The 19,751-nt window shown below is 57.0% G+C and carries 16 protein-coding genes and 1 pseudogene; 14 read left to right on the top strand and 3 right to left on the bottom strand.

Going from position 1 to position 19,751, the window contains the following annotated elements; all coding sequences use genetic code 11:
* Nucleotides 1-307: 307 nt before the first annotated feature.
* From RCH87_RS06765 to ffh, 9 genes are all read left to right on the top strand, one after another.
* Nucleotides 308-1,912, top strand: a complete 1,605-nt coding sequence (locus RCH87_RS06765; RefSeq protein ID WP_306515953.1) for an HNH endonuclease signature motif containing protein — start codon at nt 308-310, stop codon at nt 1,910-1,912.
* Nucleotides 1,875-3,428 carry a signal recognition particle-docking protein FtsY gene (gene ftsY, locus RCH87_RS06760; protein WP_306515952.1) on the top strand — a complete coding sequence of 518 codons (1,554 nt, stop codon included), beginning with the start codon at nt 1,875-1,877 and terminating at the stop codon, nt 3,426-3,428. Before RCH87_RS06765 ends, ftsY begins: the two co-directional genes overlap by 38 nt.
* A gap of 24 nt (nt 3,429-3,452) precedes the next feature.
* Nucleotides 3,453-6,260, top strand: a complete 2,808-nt coding sequence (locus tag RCH87_RS06755) for a DUF4040 family protein (protein WP_306515950.1) — start codon at nt 3,453-3,455, stop codon at nt 6,258-6,260.
* Nucleotides 6,261-6,263: 3 nt separating this feature from the next.
* Nucleotides 6,264-6,611 carry a sodium:proton antiporter gene (locus RCH87_RS06750; protein WP_306515949.1) on the top strand — a complete coding sequence of 116 codons (348 nt, stop codon included), beginning with the start codon at nt 6,264-6,266 and terminating at the stop codon, nt 6,609-6,611.
* Entirely contained in the window at nt 6,611-8,209 is a 1,599-nt protein-coding gene (locus RCH87_RS06745; protein WP_306515948.1) for a monovalent cation/H+ antiporter subunit D family protein, read from the top strand. Before RCH87_RS06750 ends, RCH87_RS06745 begins: the two co-directional genes overlap by 1 nt.
* Nucleotides 8,209-8,580, top strand: a complete 372-nt coding sequence (locus RCH87_RS06740) for a Na+/H+ antiporter subunit E (protein ID WP_306515947.1) — start codon at nt 8,209-8,211, stop codon at nt 8,578-8,580. The genes RCH87_RS06745 and RCH87_RS06740 overlap by 1 nt, the downstream gene beginning before the upstream one ends.
* Nucleotides 8,577-8,837 (top strand): monovalent cation/H+ antiporter complex subunit F, encoded by a 261-nt coding sequence (locus RCH87_RS06735; RefSeq protein WP_018119796.1) that lies wholly within the window; start codon nt 8,577-8,579, stop codon nt 8,835-8,837. Before RCH87_RS06740 ends, RCH87_RS06735 begins: the two co-directional genes overlap by 4 nt.
* A complete protein-coding gene (locus RCH87_RS06730) occupies nt 8,837-9,229 on the top strand; it encodes a monovalent cation/H(+) antiporter subunit G (RefSeq protein ID WP_306515946.1) in 393 nt (130 codons plus the stop codon). The genes RCH87_RS06735 and RCH87_RS06730 overlap by 1 nt, the downstream gene beginning before the upstream one ends.
* 110 nt (nt 9,230-9,339) lie before the next feature.
* The gene (gene ffh / locus RCH87_RS06725) at nt 9,340-10,899 is read left to right on the top strand and encodes a signal recognition particle protein (RefSeq protein WP_306515945.1); all 1,560 of its coding nucleotides are present in this window, start codon (nt 9,340-9,342) and stop codon (nt 10,897-10,899) included.
* Between the two features lie 3 nt (nt 10,900-10,902).
* Here the strand turns inward: ffh and RCH87_RS06720 are convergent, their stop codons facing one another.
* Complete coding sequence (locus RCH87_RS06720) at nt 10,903-12,978, bottom strand: acyltransferase family protein (protein ID WP_306515944.1); 2,076 nt, start codon at nt 12,976-12,978, stop codon at nt 10,903-10,905.
* Between the two features lie 325 nt (nt 12,979-13,303).
* On the opposite strand from RCH87_RS06720, the gene rpsP reads away from it, so the two are divergent.
* The 5 genes from rpsP (at nt 13,304) to RCH87_RS06695 (ending at nt 18,068) form a co-directional block, all read left to right on the top strand.
* Entirely contained in the window at nt 13,304-13,792 is a 489-nt protein-coding gene (gene rpsP / locus RCH87_RS06715; protein ID WP_306515943.1) for a 30S ribosomal protein S16, read from the top strand.
* A 204-nt stretch (nt 13,793-13,996) separates the two neighbouring features.
* Nucleotides 13,997-14,494 carry a ribosome maturation factor RimM gene (rimM, locus tag RCH87_RS06710; RefSeq protein WP_373690942.1) on the top strand — a complete coding sequence of 166 codons (498 nt, stop codon included), beginning with the start codon at nt 13,997-13,999 and terminating at the stop codon, nt 14,492-14,494.
* The gene (gene trmD / locus RCH87_RS06705; protein ID WP_306515941.1) at nt 14,491-15,429 is read left to right on the top strand and encodes a tRNA (guanosine(37)-N1)-methyltransferase TrmD; all 939 of its coding nucleotides are present in this window, start codon (nt 14,491-14,493) and stop codon (nt 15,427-15,429) included. The genes rimM and trmD overlap by 4 nt, the downstream gene beginning before the upstream one ends.
* 14 nt (nt 15,430-15,443) lie before the next feature.
* Complete coding sequence (locus tag RCH87_RS06700) at nt 15,444-17,729, top strand: Tex family protein (RefSeq protein WP_306515940.1); 2,286 nt, start codon at nt 15,444-15,446, stop codon at nt 17,727-17,729.
* Between the two features lie 171 nt (nt 17,730-17,900).
* The gene (locus tag RCH87_RS06695) at nt 17,901-18,068 is read left to right on the top strand and encodes a hypothetical protein (protein ID WP_306515939.1); all 168 of its coding nucleotides are present in this window, start codon (nt 17,901-17,903) and stop codon (nt 18,066-18,068) included.
* A gap of 94 nt (nt 18,069-18,162) precedes the next feature.
* Here the strand turns inward: RCH87_RS06695 and RCH87_RS06690 are convergent, their stop codons facing one another.
* Together RCH87_RS06690 and RCH87_RS06685 are read right to left on the bottom strand one after the other, a co-directional pair.
* The gene (locus RCH87_RS06690; RefSeq protein ID WP_306515938.1) at nt 18,163-19,431 is read right to left on the bottom strand and encodes a ThiF family adenylyltransferase; all 1,269 of its coding nucleotides are present in this window, start codon (nt 19,429-19,431) and stop codon (nt 18,163-18,165) included.
* Nucleotides 19,432-19,488: 57 nt separating this feature from the next.
* Nucleotides 19,489-19,751 (bottom strand): annotated as a pseudogene (locus RCH87_RS06685) (thiazole synthase); the annotation flags it as partial.

Genomic DNA, 19,751 nt, shown 5'->3' with positions numbered 1-19,751 from the left:
GCTGGTGACTGTGTTGGTTCGATGCGGGGTTTGGGGTAGCTGAGCTGGAAGGTTCCCTGGGGTGTTGGTTTTTCTGCCCCCAAAATTGATGGCAGTCAATTTCCGCCTGGACTTTGCGTTCGAATCTTATTGCGATAGAATGAGAGCAACGTAGTTTTTAACGTCGTTCTTAACATAGTTCTTAACGCAGTTTTTATGGGGCGGCGTTATCTAGCGTTGTTATTTAGCGCCGTTATTATCTAGCGCCGTCGCAGGCGGTGCCGTAGCGGCTGACCGCCACACAGTAATCGGGAGGGGAGTTCACGCGATGCAGAATCTACACGTTGTATCTGGGCGTGAGCATACCTCTCTTCGTGCGGATAAAGCGCCGCAACCGCCGCAACTACTGGCAATCGTCGAGCAGATCACGAGCGGGTTTGACCAGCTCCTTTCGTTGACTGTAGGTCCCGAGGCGGCAGACTGCGCGGCAGGCGACGGGGCAGATGACGCGGCTGTGGAATTTGACGAACTCCGAGCGGCATTCGAAAAACTAGAGGCAACCGTGGCGAAAAAGGCCTTGCTGGATGCGTATTTTGCACAGGCGGCTGCGCAAGCTGATGCTGGGCGAATTGTTGGATCGTCAAAAACCATTCAGTACCTCATGCAGGTGCTTGGTCTTTCACGTGCAATGGCGCAGGGGCGGGTAGACCAGGCGGCCCTGCTTTTCGACGTCCCGAATACGAAAATCGACGAAGAGAAATTAGCCGAGCTCGGGATCGATAGTGAGCAACGTCTGCACATTCGCGAACAGATGAAAAAGCGTGACAATGACACGCGCACCGCCCAGGCGAACAGCATTCAAGAGCAACTCGAAGCCCCTGTTCCGGAACATGTGTTGGCGATGATTCGTCGTGAAGCAAAACAGCTGTTGCCGTTTGCATTGGTGTCGCCGGTACAGATTATGCAGGAAGCGATTGTGGAATTTCGTGGCGGACGCGATCTGAGAGACCTTCGCGCGTGGTTGGTGGAGCGAATCCGTACCGCGAATGGTGATGTTGACGATCGTGCACTAACCCGTGGGCGGGCTGAATCGACTCGGCGGCGCGGCTTACGTTTTTCTGAACCAGATAAATATGGTGGCGTGCGCTTTTCGGGATATTTGGATGCTAAGCGTGCGGCAGTCATCAAAGCAGTAATTGGTTGTGGTGCTGCACCACGCGATGAATCTAGCGATTCACGCACGCTCGCGCAGCGACGCGTCGACAAGATTGCGGACCTGTGCCTGAACGTCGATCGCTACCGGCAGCACCGCAATGGCGGAGTCAGCAGCATTATTGTGACCACTACCGTTGCGGAACTGGAAAACATGACCGGCTCGACGTTGCTGACCACCGGTACCGGTGATCAACTCACCCCGCAAGACCTGCTCGCGCTCGGGGCAGCAGCTCATGACTTTGTTTCGCTGACCACGCCTAACGGTTCGTTGCCGTTGGCATTAGCGAAGGGGAGAAGAAACGCTAGTTTGTATCAGAAATTAGCGCTTGCGACCACGGAATTAACGTGCACGCACCCCGGATGTTCGACGTATTGGTACGAATGCGATGTTCATCATCTTGATCCTTGGATTGCCGGTGGCAGAACTGATATTGCAAATATGACGTTGCTTTGTCGGGCACATCATACAGATAACAACGACAAACACAATGGTCATAACAATATGGGGCATGCAGAAAGAGACCCGAACTCCGGAAGGGTCGGGCATAGGTATGCCGATGGAAGATTCGCCACGAATCAGTCGGTGGCAGCCGAGAGGGCACCCGGTGCGAAGCTGCGCAGGGAAAAACAGAGTGCCAATTCGAGGGCTACACATGTAAAAAATAAGGAAGGCTGTCAGAATGGAGATCATGAATACTTCAGAATCATGGTGGGATAGCCTCGTGGATTTTGCGACCAACAACGCGGTCGCATTTTGGGTGATCGTTGCTGCCGTTGTGGTGGCGCTGATCGTCATCATTGCTTTGATCGTCGGCACCAAGCGTAAAAAATCGAAGACGGTGAGCTTTGGCGCTGATGAGTCGGATGAGCCGAAAGAGCTGACGCAACAGCAAAAATCCGGTAATTATCAAGCGACCGGTGGTTTTAATTTTGCCCCCGGTGGGGCAGGAGAGAAGCAGCCGGTAGCGAAACCCGCGACGGAGGTTCAGCCAGAGCCTGAGCCGCTGGTTGATCCCGAGCAGGAAGCTAAGGCCGAACTAGAGCCTGAAACCAAACCAGAGCCAGCCGCCGAGCCTGAAACCACAGAGCCTGCGGAGACCGAACGTTCGGAAGCTGAGCCAGAAGAACCAGTATCGGGCGAACCCGAGACTGAGCAGGATGAGACCGAACAGGTTGAACCTGAACAGGCACCAGCAACAGAACAGGCAAGCCAAGACGTTGTAGAAGCTCCTGCAGAGCAGCCAGAGCCAGCAGAGCAGCCAGCGCCAGCCGCAGAACCAGCGCCGCAGCCGCAGGAGGAAATTGCCCCAGCAACCGGGCGCCTATCGAAGCTGCGGGGACGGCTCTCGAAATCTCAAAATGCCATCGGCCAAGGTGTGCTCGGTCTGTTGACCGCCGGTGACCTTGACGACGATGCCTGGGAAGAAATCGAAGATACCCTGATCATGGCCGATCTGGGCACCAATGCCACCATGAAAGTCACAGAACTGCTGCGCGAGAAGATTACCGAGCGCGGTGTCTCCAGCGAAGCAGAAGCGCGTGCAATGCTACGCGAGGCATTGATTGAGGTCGGCAAGCCCGAAATGGACCGCTCCATCAAGGCCATGCCGCACGACGGTAAACCAGCCGTCGCCATGATCGTCGGAGTTAACGGCACCGGAAAGACCACCACTACCGGCAAACTCGGGCGCGTCCTGGTTGCGATGGGCCATAACGTCGTCTTCGGCGCAGCCGATACCTTCCGTGCGGCCGCCGCTGACCAGCTCGAAACCTGGGGACGTCGAGTCGGGGCGACAACCGTGCGTGGGGCAGAAGGGGCAGACCCAGCCTCGGTCGCTTTCGATGCCGTCGCGACGGGGGTCAATGAGGGGGTTGATGTGGTGCTGGTGGATACCGCCGGCCGCTTGCACACCTCGAATAACCTGATGGATCAGCTGGGTAAGGTCAAGCGTGTCATCGAAAAGAAGGCAGCCGTCGACGAAGTCTTGCTCGTAATCGACGCCACCGTCGGACAAAACGGTTTATCGCAAGCACGCATATTCCGCGAAGTCGTAGACATCAGTGGTGTTGTACTGACCAAGCTTGACGGTACCGCGAAAGGCGGAATCGTATTCCAGGTACAAGAAGAACTCGGAGTGCCAGTTAAACTGGTCGGACTCGGTGAGGGTGCGGATGATTTAGCACCATTTGAAATCGAATCCTTCGTCGACGCACTCCTGGGAAATGAACATTAGCCAACCGTGATATTCTAATCGACGATGATTTTTTCCTTACTAGCGCTACTCGGGGTGACGGTGGCCAGCGCCCCGCTGCTTTCGCGCCTACTAGGCCGAAACGCGGGTTGGGTGTTGGCTCTACCGCTAATCATTGCGACCGTCATGACGGTCTCCGTTTATGACGGGATGCACACAGAATCGGTGCCGTGGATTCCTTCGCTCGGGGTGGATTTTAATATCCGCCTCGACGGTTTATCGTTCGTATTCCTGTTGCTGGTCCTCGTGATCGGCGCCGGGGTGCTGATGTATTCCACGCGGTACCTGCACCACAAAGACTCCGCGTTCTATTTCTTCATCACCGGCTTCGCCGCAGCGATGGCGTTGTTGGTTACCACGGATAACGTCTTCGTGTTCTACGTTGCCTGGGAGATGACGACGCTGTGTTCGTTCTTCCTCATCGGTAACTCGGGAGTCAAAGGACACCAGCCAGCCATCCGGACTTTACTTGTCACGGTGCTCGGTGGTCTGCTGCTATTGGCAGCGACCATCATCATGGCGGTGTCCACCGGCACACTGCAGCTCAGCGAAATCATTGCCTCCGACTACTGGGCAGACAACCCTGGAGTCTTGACTGCAGTGGCTATGCTTATAGCTGGTGCAGCATTCACCAAGTCTGCACAGTTCCCATTCCAGGCCTGGTTGCCAGATTCTATGGTCGCTATCGCACCGGTCTCGGCGTACCTGCACGCCGCCGCGATGGTTAAGGCGGGCATTTACCTCATCCTGCGCTACTCGCCGCTGCTCGGTGAAGTTGCAATCTGGAATGTCCTACTGATTGTCAGCGGTTTGTTCACCGCCGCCTTCGGTGCGATGACTGCAGTCACCCGCGATGACCTCAAAGAACTGCTGGCATATTCCACGATGTCACAGCTGGGCTTGTTGGTCGCCACCGTCGGTATTGGCACTGAAGCAGCGTTGACAGCAGCGATCGTGCACACCATAGCACACGCCTGCTTTAAGGCAGCGCTGTTTATGTCGGTTGGCATTGTGGAACACGAATCCGGAACACGCTCGTATTCCGAGTTGCGTGATATTCGCACGAACATGCCGGTGACGAAAACGCTTGTCGTCATTGCAGCTACGTCGATGGCTGGCATCCCGCTGCTGTTCGGGTTTGTCTCCAAAGAGGGCCTGATCGAGGCGGCGTTAGCAGCGCCATTCGGCGATCACATTAACGTCATTATTACTGCCGGCGTCGTACTGACCTCCATGTTTACCTTCGTGTACTCCTTCAAGTACATCATCGGAGTATTCGGTGCCCGTAAAAACGCAGAGGTCGAAAAGCACGTTGCCGAAGCTGCCCCAAGTTTCTGGATCATCCCAGCTCTGCTGGCAGCACTCACGCTGGCGCTGGGTCTGTACCCAGGCGCGGTCGACGGTCTTGTCGACGATGCCGCGCTAGCCGCAACCGGCGCGGATCAACACGTGCACCTAGCGATCTGGCATGGCTTCAACATGGCATTGGGCATGTCTGCGCTCATCATCGTCGTTGGTACAGTACTTGTGCTTAATCGAGATCAGCTCTTCCGCGCGATGTCCGTCTTCGGCGCGCCAGTGACTGGTCTTTACGTTGTTGAATTCCTGCGTCAAGGAATTATCGATACCGGTAACAAATACTTCACTGCAGCAACCGGCACGACCTCGATGCGTCGCCACCTGGTTCTTCCACTGCTCGGCGTTATCGGGCTGGCCGTCATCGGTATCTTCACCCTCAATGATCTTCCTGAGGTCATCGGAGAGCGTGCTTGGGCCATCGACTGGATTTTTGTTTTGCTGGTCGCGATGGGCTGTATCGCCACCGTGATGGCGAAATCTCGATTGACGGTTGTTGTTGTCGTATCGATCGCTGGGTTCGGCATGTGTCTCTGGTTCTACATTTTGGGTGCTGCCGATGTAGCCAACACCCAGCTGACAGTCGAAATCTTGACGGTCTGCGTTCTTGTGCTGATCTTGCACCGTTTGCCCGACCACTTCACGCCGGATACACGCCGTTCCCACTTCTGGTCCATCGTGCTCTCGGTCGCCGTGGGTGTTTCCACGATGCTTGCTGTGCTGGCATTGACCGGCCGACGTGAAATCTCCGACGTTTCCGAATACTTCTTGCGTGAGACCGAAGAACTCACAGGCGGATCAAACATCGTCAACGTCATCTTGGTGGAGTTCCGTGCATTCGATACCTTAGGTGAGTTGACGGTACTTGGCGTTGCAGGCATTGCGATTGCCGTGCTCCTGTCGAACAACCGCTTGCTTGCAGTCCACGACACTCACATGGATAAAGCCTCTCCACTGATCGATTCCCGCGCGAATTCCGTCTTCTTGCGTTCCACCTCGAAGCTGGTTGGGCCGATCATCGTCGCCTTGTCGATCCTGCTGTTCTTCCGGGGCCACAACGAAGCAGGTGGTGGATTCGTTGCCGCACTGATTGCCTCTGCTGGTTTTGCGTTGGTCTACCTAGCCGCGCCAACCAATGCAGAAGCAAAAATCCGCCTTCCATACATGGCACTCATTGGTGGAGGTATCACCATTGCGGTCACCACGGGTCTGCTGGGCTTTATCGAGGGATCCTTCCTGAAGCCACTCGATACCCACATCTTCGACCTACACTTGTCGACTGCCCTGCTCTTCGACCTCGGTGTCTACCTGGCAGTGATCGGTATGATCCTCGCGGCATTCAACCTACTGGGCATGCCGCGGCTGAACTCCGATGAGGCCGATGCCCGTGAACCAGGAGCGGACGCGGATCTTGCAGACCGGTCCCTGGAAGCCGAACCCCAGGCAGAAAGGAACTAAACCATGACACTCGCCATTTCTGCCGGCCTGCTCGTCGGCTGCGCGGTGTATCTGATGATGCGCCGCGATATGCTGCGCATCGCACTCGGCTTTACGCTACTTTCACACGGCGCCAACCTGATCTTGATTGCAGCCGGCGGTACTGCCTCGCGCACTGAACCATTCGGTACCCACGACACCGCCGCCGTTGCCGAAGCAGCAGACCCGCTGCCACAAGCACTGGTGTTGACTGCCATTGTGATTTCGTTTTCCATCTCTGTGCTGATGTTCGTTACCGCGGCCATCGGCAAGAAAGATGACGCCACTCGTCCAGAAATCAACCTCGCCCGCGAGCAGGATGTGGTTCTGTAATGGATATTGCTGCACTCTTACCACTGTTTACTGCGTTACCACTGATTTTGGGTGGCGTGCTGGTTGTTGGATACCGCTTCCAACTCCTGCAGGATATCGTCCTGTTTGCAACCTTGATCGGAGCAGTCGTCGCTTCGGCGGCGCTGTTCCCACTGGTCTCTGATGGACAAACTCTCGCGCATGGCATCGGCATGTGGGGCTTTGGATATGCGATTCCGTTCGTCGCTGACATGTTCGCCGTGCTGATGCTTGTCACCACCGCTGTGCTCGGTCTGGTCTGCGCGTGGTTTGCTGCCGCTTCGGGTCTGACAAAGCAGCGTTTTTCCGCGCCATTGATCTTGATCTTGATGGCTGGAGTCTTCGGCGCGATCCTCACAGGCGATTTGTTTAACTTTTTCGTCTGCCTGGAAATTATGCTGCTGCCGTCGTACGGCCTGTATGCACTGACGATTCACAGCCGGGGCGGCTCCTTGCTAGTTGGCGGTATGCGCTTGTTCATCGCCTCGAATCTGCTTGGTTCGACACTGTATATGGTTGGCGTCGGCCTGGTCTACGGCACCGCGGGCAGTATCAACCTCGCTGAATTGGCTGGTGCTGCGAAAGAAGACCCTGCAGTCGCCTTGGCAGGTTCGGTCTGCTTGCTGGCGATGTTCATCAAAGCATCTATCGTTCCGGTGCATTCGTGGCTGGCGCGGACCTATCCGTACACCAGCCCAGCGATCACGGCGCTATTCTCCGGCCTGCACACCAAGGTCGGCGTCTACATGATCTACCGCATCTACGCAGTCCTCTTTGATGGCGACGAACGCTTCTTGTGGATCATGATTGCCTTGTTCAGCTTGACCATGGTGGTTGGCGTTTTGGGCGCGGTCGGGGAGAAAACAACCCGATCCATCCTGGCGTTCCACATGGTTTCCCAGCTTGGCTACATCATGATTGGTGTCGCGCTGTTCACGCAGCTGGGATTGGCCGCGGGTATTTTCTACTTGGTCCACCACATGATCGTGAAAGCTTCGCTGTTCATGTCTACCGGTGCCATCGAAGTGAAATACGGCACCGGGGAGTTGGGCAAAGTCACGGCGATGGCGAAACGCGAACCAATCATGGCAGTGGCATTCTTCGTTGCTGCTCTCTCGCTGGCGGGTATTCCACCGTTCTCGGGATTTGTCGCGAAGTTCTCGCTGATGATGGCAACCTGGGAAGCCGGAGAGGTTTATGCGCTGATCGTCATGGTTGTGGTTTCGCTAATCACCCTATTGTCGATGCTGAAGATTTGGGGCGGCGTATTTTGGGGAGACCCTAAAGCGCCGGTTCCAGATCCAGCAGCTGGACAAGATCCTGATAGTGCGCACGCGACGTTGGGTGGAGGAGTTGCTACTTATACCCGTGCTGATTCCCAAACCATGACCGAGACGAATACTTCGACGGCAACGAAGCCGAAATCCCGGGTCGGTTTTTGGCTTGCTGCTCCAGCCGTGATTACCGCGGTGATTACCCTAGTGCTGGGCGTCGGTGGCGAATACTTGATGCAGTTTTCTGAGGTTGCCGCCAATAACCTGATGGATACCTCCAGCTATATCGAGGCGGTGAAGAACTAGTGGAAATTTTGACGTGGCCATTCCGCATGCTCGGCTTTTGGTTGTGGTATCTGAAAGAATTCGTGGTCGCTAACCTGTCGGTGATTCGTGACATCATCTCTCGCGGGCACGATTCCACACCGGGTGTGGCCCGCTATGAATCGCGCAGCTTCAAAGGTGGTCACTACACCTTGTTCGCGGCGTTGGTGACCATTACACCGGGTACGCTCGTCGTTGGTGCGGGCGAGACCAAAGATGGTGTTCGCATCATGTATGTACACGGCATGTACAACAAATCTGCCGATGAGCTACGTGAAGATTTGCGGGATATGGAAGAACGCATGCTCAAAGGAATTATGTTTCGTCCGCGACTGAATGAGGACGCCAAATGACTACCGTAATCGCAATCGCTATCGTGATGATCGCGCTGTCTGCTCTGCCGGCTGCCTACCGCATGCTGGTGGGCCCGACGCGTTCAGACCGAGTTTCTGCAGCCGACTTCCTTCTGTTCGTACTGGTCGCTCTTCTGGGACTCAGTGGGTTCTTGAAGGGATCAGGCTATACCTTTGACCTGATGCTCGTCGCGTCAGTGGTGGGCTTTTTGTCGGCGGTCTCGCTGTCGCGTGCTTTGTTGAGGGGGGCTCGCTAATGGACGTTATGGAAATCATTTCCTCGGTTTTCATCCTTATCGGCGCCGCGAACTTCGTCATCTGTGGTGCGGGTATGTTGACATTCCGTGACGTGTACGCCCGCATGTCCGTTTTATCGACGGCATCCGGCTTCGGCGTGTCGATGATTATCATCGGTGTTTTCTTGCTTGACCCGAGCTGGTCGACGGCGATCGTCGGTATCGGCGCGATTATTTTGTTGCTGGGCACCTCAGCTATTGGCTCGATCCTGATTTCGCGTTCGTCGATTCTCCGCCACGTTGCCATCGTGGACGTGCAGTACAACGAGGCCAACGTGTGGGAAGGTGAATTCGTTTCCCCAGCGGATTTCCAGTACAAACAGGAGACCGGACAGGCGCGAAAGCGCGACTAGCCAGTAAGCCCGCAACGATCGTCGCTTAGCGCGGGGTGATATGACCTGCGCGGGTGAAACCGGCTAGGCTGGTAGAGCTATTAAATGCCAACGGTAGGGAGTTACACGACGTGTTTGAGTCATTGTCCGACAGGCTACAGTCTGCCCTGAAAGGGCTTCGCGGCAAGGGCAAACTGACTGAAGCTGATATCAATGCCACCGCCCGGGAAATCCGGTTGGCGTTGTTGGAGGCCGACGTTTCGCTCACCGTCGTGCGCGGCTTCATCAAGCGCATTAAAGAACGCGCGGTCGGTGCAGAAGTTTCCGAGGCACTGAACCCCGCACAGCAGGTCGTGAAAATCGTCAATGAGGAGTTGCAAGACATCCTCGGTGGCGAAACCCGTCGTCTGAACCTGGCGAAGAACCCGCCCACCGTCATCATGTTGGCGGGTCTGCAGGGTGCGGGTAAGACCACGCTGGCCGGTAAGCTCGCAAAGCACTTGGAAGGCAAAGGTCACGCGCCGATGCTTGTCGCCTGTGACTTGCAACGCCCAGGCGCGGTTGAGCAGCTGCGTATCGTTGGTGAACGCGCTGGTGTGAAAACCTTTGCGCCAGATCCTGGCACTTCGATGGATTCGCAGCATGAAATGGGTACCTCCCACGGTGATCCCGTCGAGGTGGCCCGGCAGGGCATCGAGGAGGCGCGCAAGGCGCAGCATGACGTCGTGATTATCGATACCGCGGGTCGCTTGGGTATCGACGAAACCCTGATGAATCAGGCCCGGAATATTCGCGATGCCGTTAACCCGGATGAAGTTCTGTTCGTCATCGATTCGATGATCGGGCAGGATGCCGTGCACACCGCTGAAGCTTTCCGCGATGGCGTCGATTTCACCGGTGTGGTCTTGACCAAGCTGGATGGTGACGCCCGTGGTGGTGCGGCGCTGTCGATCCGTGAGGTCACCGGTAAGCCGATCCTGTACGCCTCGACGGGCGAGAAGCTCACCGATTTTGATGTCTTCCACCCAGAGCGCATGGCCAGCCGGATCCTGGGCATGGGCGATATGCTCACCCTGATCGAGCAGGCTGAGGCGAATCTGGATCAGCAAAAAGCAGAGCAAGCCGCCCACAAGCTTGGCTCGGGCGAGATGACGCTGAACGACTTCCTCGATCAGCTGATGATGGTCCGCAAGATGGGGCCGATCGGCAATCTATTGAAGATGATGCCGGGCGGCAGCCAAATGTCGAAGATGGCCGATATGGTCGACGAAAAACAGCTCGATCGCATCCAGGCCATCATTCGCGGTATGACTCCCGCCGAGCGCAACGATCCGAAGATCCTCAATGCTTCCCGCCGCAAGCGTATCGCTGCCGGTTCTGGTGTCGAGGTTTCTGAGGTCAATCAGCTTGTCGAGCGTTTCTTTGAAGCCAAGAAGATGATGAGCAAAATGGCTGGCCAATTCGGCATGCCAGGCATGGGTTCGAAGCGTTCGGCGACGAAGAAGAAGCCGAAGGGACGCAAGAACAAAAAGGGCAAACGCAAGAAAGGCAAAGGCCAGGGCCCAGCGATGCCGAATATGCCTATGGGCGGTGGAATGCCGTCAATGAAAGACCTGCAGCAAATGCAACAGCAAATGCCGCCGGGCATGGAAAATATCGACTTGAGCAAGCTGAACTTCGGTAAGAAATAAGCGCTAGCGCACGTAACGTTTGATAATCGGCTCCAGCACCTGCTGGGCCGATTTCGCGTATGCATTCGAAATGTGGTGCATATCGCGATAGACGGCGATATTGCCGATCACAACCTCACAACGCCGCAGTCCGCAGAACCAATCCGCGGTATCTACAGATTTCATGCCTAGTTCTTCTAAGACCGGCTCGGCGGGATCGCGTTCTTGGTAAACCTGCTTGCGCGCGACCGAGCACAAGCCACCTTCGACCAAGCAATTGCTGAAATCAAAGGGCTCACCATCAGGCCGGAAGCCCCACGGGTTATCACGCAGCCCAACGAAGTCGATATCGGCGTCGGCAAGTTCCTGCCAAAAGGCCGCATAACCATAAGGCACATAATCCGGACCGTGACCGTATTCGCCGACGGGGCGGGTGGAATTAGAGATCACCAGGTCGGGTTTTTCGTCGACAAGCTTGTCGATTACCCGTTGGCTCCAGTCGTAACAATCTTCGTCGATCTGGTGTGCTCCCACGATCAGATCTTTCGGCCCGGTCACGATAGGGCATGCCGCGCGCAGCATCACTTCAAGGCGGAAGCCGTATTTTTTCCCGAGAGCATCCAGCGGCCCTGACCATTGCTCCGCGTGTGAGCCACCGACTAAATACACCGTTTTATCAGCGTTATGGTCGCCAAAAACGCACGGTTCGCCGTAGCGAGATTCCTCGATTTGCACCGTGGAGGACGGAAACGACCTCGGCATGAAACAATGCACCTCAGAGACGACCGGCTGCAAGCTAGATACCAGCTGCGGATCAGGCGCGGTGTCGATTCCTTCCGGTGCCTCGGCGTCAAACTGTGCCAGCACTCCGGGATACGTCTCCGGTGGCAACGGTTGGTTGCGTTCGGCGTGCAAGCGTTGGGCCCACCAGGGTTGTACAACAGATAACGCGAGTACGGCGAGCACCGTCACGACTGCGCCCGTGACTTTGCCTGGGTGTTCTCGGAGCTGCCCACGCCAGACTATCTTCGGCGAGTTTTTGTTGCGGCGTTTGCTGCGCTGCCGCAGCGGCTTTTCGACGAACCGGAAGGTCAGCCACGCCAGCAGCAGCGAGACGGCAATGATGCTGACTCCCAGCACTGCGCTTGGGCTTGGATTCCAGTAGTTCGTCGCCAAGATCAACAAGGCCCAGTGCCACAGATACAGCGAGTATGCGATGTCGCCGAGCCAACGCATTGGGCGGGTTGCCAGGCCGCGAGCGAGATAACCGTTACCGCCGAGGATCAACAAGACTGCGCCGCCGATGGGCAACAGGGACAGCGGCCCGGGGTAGGCAGTGGAGTCTTCGACGATGATGCCAGTGGCAAACAGCAGCACCAGACCGACGACGCCGGTGACGTCGGCCAGCCAACGCGGCAGCGTGAGTTTGCTGCCATAAATCACTAGAACGGCACCGAGGGTGAGCTCCCAGGCACGCGAAAACGTCGAATAGTAGTTTTCCGGTGTGCCGTACCAGCCGTAGCGAGAGGCATACGCAAAGGAAGCCACGGTGACGACGATCAAAATCGGGCCGGCCACCCGGTTGATGTGTGAGCGGCGGGAGCGCAGAAGCCAGGCCAGCGCTAAGGCGAAAACTATGGCAGCAAGATAGAACTGCCCTTGGACGGGCATTGACCACAAGTGCTGCAGGGGAGAGATTTCCGGGGCAGCGGCGGCATAGGCGGCATCTTGCCGGGTGAGTTCCCAGTTCTGGTAGTACAGCAGGCTGGCGGTGATCTGCTGGGCAAAATCGATGCTCATCAGCCACGGTGCAGTCGTGAACACCAGCACGACGGTGACCGCGATGACCAGAGCCAGTGCGGGGACTAGGCGTCGGATTGTGCGCCAGATCGGCCACCACGGGTTGAGCGAGGCGTCTTCGCGGCTCGCATAACGCAATTGTGAGCCGAGGAAAAAATAACCGGAAAGCAGCAAGAAGACATCCACGCCACCAGAAACCCTGCCGACGAAGATATGAAAAATTACCACTAGAGCAATGGCAAGGCCTCGGAGGCCGTCCAAGTCATAGCGGTAGGAAGGCTTGTCTAGCGTTTGGGTCACAATAGGCTCAGTCGACTAATCGCGGTTAAGACATTCCCGGGTATTGTATCCTTTCTGAAAGATCTTCCCTATTTGTGGTGTGGGTGCATCATTTTGTGGTGTGGGCGGATCGTTGTGCGGTGTGGATGTATGTCGCACCTCAAGGTTTGCCCCTGTGCAGTTAAGGGGCTATGATTGATCGCTGTCTGTGTATCTGCGTAACACCGCGTGCGTCTACGGTCGTCGCGGTTGGGATCACGCGCAGACTAATCCAAGGGTTGAACCGGCCTGCTAACGCAGGTGTCTGCACTGCCCAGTGAATCTCTATCAAGAAAAGGAGCCAACAATGGCTGTCAAGATTAAACTGCAGCGCCTCGGCAAGATTCGTACCCCACAGTACCGTGTGGTTATTGCTGACTCGCGCACTCGCCGCGACGGCAAGGAGATCGAGGTTATCGGTCGCTACCAGCCAAAGCAGGAGCCATCCCTGATCGACATCGACTCTGAGCGTGCTCAGTACTGGCTGTCCGTTGGCGCTCAGCCAACTGAGCCTGTTTTGGCACTGCTAAAGGTCACCGGTGACTGGCAGAAGTTCAAGGGTCTGCCTGGTGCAGAAGGAACCTTGAAGACCGCTGAAGCTAAGCCTTCCAAGTTGGAGCTGTTCAACAAGGCTCTGGAAGAGGCTAACAACGGCCCATCCATCGAGGCCATCACCGAAAAGAAGAAGAAGGCTAAGGAAGAAGCTGAAGCTAAGGCCGCTAAAGAAAAGGCTGAAGCTGAAAAGGCTGCAGCCGCTGAAGGTGAAGCTGAGGCTGAGGCCGAGTCCAACGAATAAACAGCGCCTAAGCGTTTAGCGAAGAAGCGACGCGCAGCAGCTCGATTAATTCGGTGCTGCAAAGGCAGAGGTTTTGCCGCGTGAGGTTCCCACCAGGGGCCCACGCGGTTTTTCTATGGCGCTGTTTGGGAGCGCTGCTTGCCGACGATGCACAGAGCCAGCCCGTCGACAAGCCTATGCGGTGGACACGCTAGGTTAGTGAATATGGACGTACGCATTGGTCGAGTAATAAAGACCCACGGCATTCGCGGTGAAGTAGTCGTGGATGCCACCACTGATGACCCCGAAGGTCGTTTTAGCCCAGAGACTGTCGTCGAAGGTCGACAGGCAGGTCGCACCCAGTCGTTGCGCATCACCGGTGCACGGCCACACAAAGGTCGGCTGTTGGTGTCTTTTGCAGAAATCACTGACCGTACCACCGCGGAATCGCTGCGCGGCATGGAATTTTTCGCCCCCGCTGACGAATCCGACGATGATGGCTATTACGACCACGACTTGGAAGGCCTGCGCGTCTGGCACGAGGGCACAGCCATCGGTGAAGTCACCGGGGTGGTCGAGACCATCAACCGGAGTTTGCTAGAAATCAAACTCGACAACGACCGTGATGCATTAGTTCCCTTCGTCGACGAGTTCATCGCCGACGTTGATCTGGACGCTGAAACCATAACGATTACCCCGCCGGAAGGACTATTGGACCTGTGAGGCTAGACGTCGTCTCGATATTTCCGGAATATTTGCAGCCACTGCGCCACGCGCTGCTCGGGCGGGCAATTGAACGCGAACTCATCAGCGTTGGTGTGCACGATCTTCGCGACTGGGCGAGCGGTGTGCATAAATCTGTCGACGATTCGCCCTACGGTGGCGGGCCCGGCATGGTCATGAAACCCGATGTGTGGGGCCCTGCTCTCGACGATATTGCTCAAGGTGGCGGTGGCGGAGCCACACAACTGGATTCCGCAGCTCGGCATATCCATGGCGCCACCCACGACGAACTTGCTGGTACTGCGCCTGCTCGTTACAGCGGGCGCGATATCCGCGATGGAGAATCCCCGGATGCGCCGCTGCTGCTGGTTCCTAGCCCAGCCGGGGCGGTGTTTAGCCAGCAACATGCCCAAGCCTGGTCGAATGAGCACCATATTGTCTTTGCTTGCGGCCGCTACGAGGGAATCGACCAGCGCGTCATCGACGACGCCGCAGACCGCTACCGTGTGCGCGAGGTATCCATCGGTGATTATGTGTTGATTGGTGGGGAAGTAGCCACCCTCGTGATAGCCGAAGCTATCGTGCGGCTGATCCCCGGCGTGTTGGGTAACCAACGTTCGCACCAGGAAGATTCGTTTTCGGATGGGCTGTTGGAAGCGCCGTCGTATACCAAGCCACGGGTGTGGCGCGGCCACGAAATCCCGGAAGTTCTGACTTCCGGACACCACGGGAAAGTCGAACAATGGCGCAGGCAACAATCACTGCTGCGGACCTGGCAACGTCGTCCTGAGCTTTTGGAACAGGTTGCGCTGTCGAAGCAAGACCTCGCCTTACTCGCCGAGGCCAAGCAAATAGCCCGGCAGGATTCCCAACAAGTGGCAGGGCGCGAGATGGAGCCACAGAGCAGGCAAGGTGGTGACGACGGCGGCGAATAACTAGGCTTAGCCTAATGATCGCACGTGCTATTGCCGAAGAATTAGAGGTTGCGACCAACCGCGTGCAGGCGGCACTCTCCCTGCTCGCGGAAGGCAACACCGTTCCGTTTATCGCCCGTTACCGCAAGGAAGCCACCGGGGCGTTGGATGATAGCCAGCTGCGCCACATCCAACAGCGCGCTGATTATCTGGAAGAACTCGAATCCCGCAAAGAAACCATTCTCGCCGCGATCGAGGAACAAGGCCAGCTCGACGACGAATTGCGTAAGGCCATCACCGAATGCGATTCCAAAGCTCGCCTGGAAGATCTCTACCTGCCCTACAAAAAACGCCGTAAAACTAAAGCTGACAAAGCCCGTGAGGCTGGTCTTGAGCCGCTGACTGACGCGCTGATCGACAACCCTTCGCTGGACCCAGAAGCCGCCGCCCAGGATTTTCTTGTCGACGGCTACTCCGATGCCAAAACAGCCTTGGACGGTGCTCGTGCGATCTTGGTCGACCGCTTCGCCTTGGATGCCGATCTGGTCGGACAAGTTCGTGAAAAGTTCTACAGCGAAGGCGAGTTGCGCGCACAGGTAGTCGCTGGTAAGGAAGCCGAAGGTGCGAAATTTCGCGACTATTTCGATTTTTCCCAGGAGCTGACTAAGCTGCCCTCTCACCGTATTTTGGCGCTGCTGCGCGCGGAAACAGAGGGGGTTATCCAGCTCGAATTTGCTGGTGGTGATGATGCTGGCTTTGAGCACCTCATCGCAGAGCACTTCGCTTTAGACACCGCGACCTCGAAGTGGCTGGGGCAAGCAGTTCGCTGGGGCTGGCGTACCAAACTGATGGTCTCTGCTGGCCTTGATACGCGTAACCGGCTGCGCAGCGTGGCTGAAGAAGAAGCGTTGAAGGTCTTTTCGACGAACCTGCGCGATGTACTGTTGGCCGCTCCGGCCGGACAAAAAGCTACATTGGGAATGGACCCTGGGTATCGCAATGGCGTGAAATGCGCGGTGGTCGATGCCACCGGCAAAGTCGTTGATACCGCGGTGGTTTACCCGCACCAACCACAGAAACAGTGGCAACAGGCGTTAGCTACGCTTCATGGATTGTGCGTAAAGCACGACGTGGAGCTAGTAGCGGTGGGCAACGGTACGGCTTCGCGTGAGTCTGAGGAGCTGGCGGCAGAAGTCGTCGGCAAGCTGGATGCGCGCCCACAGGTCGTGGTGGTTTCGGAATCGGGCGCCTCGGTGTATTCCGCCTCAGAGCAGGCGGCCGCTGAGTTGCCGGAGATGGATGTGTCGCTGCGTGGTGCAGTCTCGATTGCGCGGCGTTTGCAGGATCCGCTGGCCGAGCTCGTCAAAATCGATCCGAAATCCATTGGCGTCGGGCAGTACCAACACGATGTGAACCAAGCGAACCTTGCACGCGCGCTTGACGACGTCGTCGAAGACGCGGTGAACAGCGTGGGCGTGGATGTCAACACTGCTTCAGTGCCGCTGCTGGAGCGGGTGGCTGGGTTGAACGCGACCGTTGCGGAAAATCTGGTGACCTACCGTCACGAGAACGGTCGGTTCGCTACCCGCAAAGAATTGTCGAAGGTTCCGCGTTTGGGGCCCAAAGCCTTTGAACAGGCAGCCGGATTATTGCGCATTATCGACGGTGACAACCCTTTGGATGCCTCCGCGGTTCACCCCGAGGCTTATCCGGTGGTGAAGAAGATCGCTTCTGATGTTGGGGTTGGCGTCGGTGAGCTGATTGGGGATTCGTCACGGTTGTCGCGGTTGCAGCCGGCACAATTCGCGGATGATGAATTCGGCGCGCTCACCGTTGCCGATATTATCGCTGAGCTTGATAAACCTGGCCGCGACCCGCGTCCGGAGTTCCGCACCGCCAGCTTCAAAGAAGGGGTGAGAAAAGTCTCCGATTTGCAGCCAGGCATGATTTTGGAAGGTACCGTGACGAATGTCGCAGCGTTTGGTGCCTTTGTTGACGTCGGGGTGCACCAGGATGGCTTAGTGCATATCTCTGCGATGAGCTCCAAGTTTGTGTCTGACCCGCACACGGTGGTGCGCTCCGGCGATATTGTTAAAGTCAAGGTCATGGACGTTGATGTTGATCGTCAACGCATTGGGTTGAGCTTGCGCTTGGACGATGAGCCTGGTGACGGCGCTAAGCAAACGAGCAAACGTGGTGCTCAAGGCCGTGCGGCGCGTGGTGCTAAACCGGGTCGCGGGGCGCGGTCATCGAAGCCGCAATCAGGTGCACCGGCCGGCTCAATGGCCGATGCGCTGCGTAATGCCGGCTTTGGTTCCTAGTTTCGCCGCTTCCTGATGGCCAACGCACTAGCTCCTGTTGGATTCTGCATGAAGCTGGCAGTATACTAGTAGTCGTTAAGAAAGCCTGGGGCCAAAAGTGTGATGCGCAAGTAATCATGGCCCCAGGTGCGCGTCCAACCAAGTTTTAAATCAAGTTTTTAGGGGCAGAGCATGAGTACCAAGCAGGAACGGCAACAAGAGGCCCAGGATTTTAAGGCTGCCGAAGATCAGCCTTCAAACATGTCTGAGGTTTACTTGCCGTTCATTGGCTTCTTCGTTGTCATGGCTCTCGGCCTTGGCTTGGTTATCGGTGGCTTTAACGCTCTGGAATACCTCTAAAGCTATCGCGCCTCCCGTAATGATTGCGTAGAGGCACGACAAGCCCGCTTCCTATTACAGGAAGTGGGCTTTTAGAATATTCGCGGCGAGCCGCTCAGCCGGTACCAACGCCTCCCGGCAAGCTGAATAGGCGCACGTGTGGCAACTCTGGGCCGTACGCTTCGACGACGCGTTGGCTGCGAGAACCCGCTGCGCAGTAGACCACAACCTCGTCGTGGTCGCCGATAATGCGAGCCAGGTCGCTAGCCTCGGTGATTTCGCTGAGCGGCAGCCGCAGGGGATGGCAATCTGCAGGCAAGTCCGCTAAATACTTTTCGTGTGGCTCGCGCACGTCAACCGCGATCGCCGCACCTGAGCGCACGCGCTGCAATAATTGTGCTGCAGCGTTAGCACCATCCGTATTGTTTGCACCGCCAGCGCCGCTTGCACGGCCAGTTGGTGCCGCACAACTTGCCCCATAGAACTGCTCTAATTGGGCAACTAGCTCGCGGGCGGGGTCAGCGCCTACGCGAAAACTCGTTAATGATGCCGGCAGCGCTTGATAACTCAACACACGACCAGGCTGCGAATCTAACCCGGCAAGGTAGGAAATCGCTTCGGTTACCATGAGGCCAGCGACCACTGAGGTCGTCACTCCGAGCACGCCCGCGGTGGCGCAATCCGGCGCGCTTGCCGCGTCAGGTTGATGCGGGAATAGATCGCGTAGGCCCACTCCACGTTGGTTCGCGCTGCCCGGGCCAGAATGCCACAGCGCTACTTCACCGGCATAGCGCAGCACCGTGCCCCATACCAGTGGTACCCCGAGGATCTCGCAAGCATCTGCTACCAGGTATTTCGTGGCAAAGGTATCAGAACCGTCAATAACCAGATCAACACCATCGAGAAGTTCGAGGACATTATCCGTGCGCACACGCTCGGCGCGGGCATGGATGTGCAGATCTGGTTGCAGTTGGCGGGCACGATCCGCGGCGACCGTAACCTTGTGCTTGCCGACGTCATCCGCACCAAACAGGATCTGCCGGTGGATATTGCTGAGATCCACCGTGTCATCATCGAGCAGGGTAATGGTTCCCACGCCGGCTGCGGCAAGCTGCTGCAAGGCGGGGCATCCTAGCCCGCCTGCTCCGACGATGAGCACGTGGCTGTCATGCACACGCTCCTGCTGTACCGGCCCGAACCCCGGTAGGTTCATCTGCCGGGCGGTGCGCTGGATTTCGCGTTGTGGCAGGCGCGCAAGCGCTTCGTCTTCTGCCTGCCAGCCGCGGGTTTCAGCGCCAGTACTGGAAGCACCGTGAGCAGCGAACCCAGCGGCAGTGCCGCAACCAGCGCCGCGACCAGTGTCGTTGTGCGTGTGCCTAGCCATCGTGCTTGTTCTGCTCCTTCAAAAGATTTCGAAAGGCGGTTGTTCCTAGCTAACTCGCTAGAGAACTTGATCCGACCACGAAGCCAGCCCGTCGAAGCTACTGGAAGCTTGAGCATGTTCGCGGCGCGGAATCCGCCCGGCACCACGGGATAAATGGCCGCCGATCACCGCATGACGCATGGCCTCGGCCATTGCGACAGGGTTTTGGCAACGGTTGATCGCGCTCGCGAGCAGCACACCGGAGCAGCCCAACTCCATGGCCAGTGCGGCATCGGAGGCAGTGCCAATACCAGCGTCGATGAGCACAGGGATTTCAGCCT

The organism is Corynebacterium sp. (assembly GCF_030826625.1).
GTDB lineage: Bacteria > Actinomycetota > Actinomycetes > Mycobacteriales > Mycobacteriaceae > Corynebacterium.
This window is presented reverse-complemented; position numbering and strand designations above follow the sequence as displayed.